The sequence below is a fragment of the Pseudovibrio axinellae genome (assembly GCF_900110875.1).
GTDB classification, from domain to species: Bacteria; Pseudomonadota; Alphaproteobacteria; order Rhizobiales; family Stappiaceae; genus Pseudovibrio; species Pseudovibrio axinellae.
Genome location: NZ_FOFM01000077.1, coordinates 1 through 1,678 on the forward strand (window position 1 = coordinate 1; position 1,678 = coordinate 1,678).

Annotated in this window: 4 protein-coding genes and 1 pseudogene; 1 reads left to right on the plus strand and 4 read right to left on the minus strand. The window is 40.8% G+C overall.

From position 1 onward, the window contains the following. Positions 1-133: 133 nt before the first annotated feature. The 4 genes and pseudogenes from BMZ51_RS24005 to BMZ51_RS23590 all read right to left on the minus strand — a co-directional run bounded on the left by BMZ51_RS24005 (position 134) and on the right by BMZ51_RS23590 (position 1,560). Positions 134-628 (minus strand): hypothetical protein, encoded by a 495-nt coding sequence (locus tag BMZ51_RS24005; RefSeq protein ID WP_139201488.1) that lies wholly within the window; start codon positions 626-628, stop codon positions 134-136. Positions 629-693: 65 nt separating this feature from the next. Continuing rightward, positions 694-977 (minus strand): annotated as a pseudogene (locus BMZ51_RS23580) (recombinase family protein); the annotation flags it as partial. 68 nt (positions 978-1,045) lie between these two features. Then, the gene (locus tag BMZ51_RS24430; RefSeq protein WP_208979642.1) at positions 1,046-1,192 is read right to left on the minus strand and encodes an ankyrin repeat domain-containing protein; all 147 of its coding nucleotides are present in this window, start codon (positions 1,190-1,192) and stop codon (positions 1,046-1,048) included. Then, positions 1,192-1,560: an ankyrin repeat domain-containing protein gene (locus BMZ51_RS23590; protein WP_068007028.1), complete on the minus strand. Its 369-nt coding sequence runs from the start codon at positions 1,558-1,560 to the stop codon at positions 1,192-1,194. The genes BMZ51_RS24430 and BMZ51_RS23590 overlap by 1 nt, the downstream gene beginning before the upstream one ends. A gap of 11 nt (positions 1,561-1,571) precedes the next feature. Between BMZ51_RS23590 and BMZ51_RS23595 the strand changes: the two genes are divergently transcribed. Continuing rightward, on the plus strand, positions 1,572-1,678 hold a 107-nt coding region (locus BMZ51_RS23595), incomplete at its 3' end, for a transposase (RefSeq protein ID WP_139201442.1).

Here is a 1,678-nt window from a genome sequence, read left to right on the forward strand (position 1 = left end):
CCCTGGTGCCCGATACATGATTGCCTCCCCAGCCGACAGCACAATTGAATCAGAACACACTCGAAAACGCTTGTGGTTAATAGAGGCCCTCAGCTTCCTGAACTATCGTAGACAGTGAAAGTGGGATTTGCCATTAACAGTTGCTTCCAATTAGTAGATAGTTTCGGTTCAGACGATCAAGATTTAGTCGACAGCGATCATTTATTAAGTAAGAAAAATTTGCATTTTTCTTAATATTTGACTCTAGGTCTGCGGTATTTACTTCTTCCATTTTCAATAAGTAGAAAAAATAATCAGATTGAAATGTTCCATTACCTCCCCATTTTATTATTTCACCTGAATTCGGAAGTTCTTCTCCACTGCTCACAAATATTTTAATATTATTTATTATCCTAAAAGTTGGTGAGCTATACAAAGATAGTGACAATGAAAGTAACACTATTAAAGTAGCAGTCCAAAACCTAAACATACTAAATAAAGCAAATATTAATGATGTAGCAATCAGAAGATAAACGGCTATTGGAGCTAGAACAGATACACTATAAAGAAATTGATAAACTGAGAGTGATATAAGTGTATACATCAATATCACAATCAATAGTGATTTTATAATATTTTTAATTGTCATAGGTTTTCATCTTGTTATTTAATCTACATTTTTCTTTGTAACTACTTAATGGTAAGGCTATTGTCTCATCGGTTCTTTACCTTATAAACAGATCCGCACGATACACCAAGTTCACGGGCTAATGACAGTTGGACTCTGGCCCTCGGCAAGTCGCGCTTTAATCTCGGTCTTATCGATCCGTGGCGGTCGACCTTTGTAAACATCTCTGTTTTTTTACCGCCGCAATGCCTTCCGCTTGTCGCTCCCGCCGCAGGTTGGTTTCAAACTCTGCAAACACACCGAGCATATCGAAGAAGGCTTTGCCTGCTGCCGTTTAGGTATCGACTGGCTGTTCTGTTGCATAAAGATGAGTGAGGTATCGCCAAGTTGCTTAAGCTTTGACTTTCGTTTAGTGAATCTGGCATGTAGATCCCGAGTTCATTTGCGCGCCTGAAAGGCTTTCCTGTTCCATTTTTTAACTATCTGATAGGCCGTTAGCCCTGCTTTATTGGTGAGTAATGCCTCGGCTCCATTATCATTCAAGAAGCGAACATTTTCTATATTTCCAGCTTGTGCGGCAGCCATTAGAGGAGTGCATCCGCGCCTGCTTTCAAGAAGAGTGTCAAGACTTCAGTATTTTCTCTGTATGAAGCATAATGTAATGCGGTTCGGTCTTTCTCATTTTTGCCGCCCCATTGTTGCTGTTTAACATTTGCATCAGCATCAATCAATTTTTGCGCCATAAACGTAGATCCTTTGACCGCTGCTACCATCATGGGACTTCTACCAACGGCATCTTCCTGATGTACGTTAGCTTTATCTGCGACAAGTGCCTCAAAGATATAGACATTCTTAATTGAGACGGCCCACAAGAGAGCGGTGCAACCTGCTTCATTCGTTTTGACCTGCTCCCCATAACTTCCTCCATTTTGTGATAGGATTCTACCTAACATTGAGGTGGGATATGAAGCGTTCTCGTTTTACGGAAGAGCAGATCATCAGCATGATCAAGGAACAGGAAAGTGGTGTTCCAACAGCAGAAGTTTGTCGCAGACATGGAATCAGCACAGC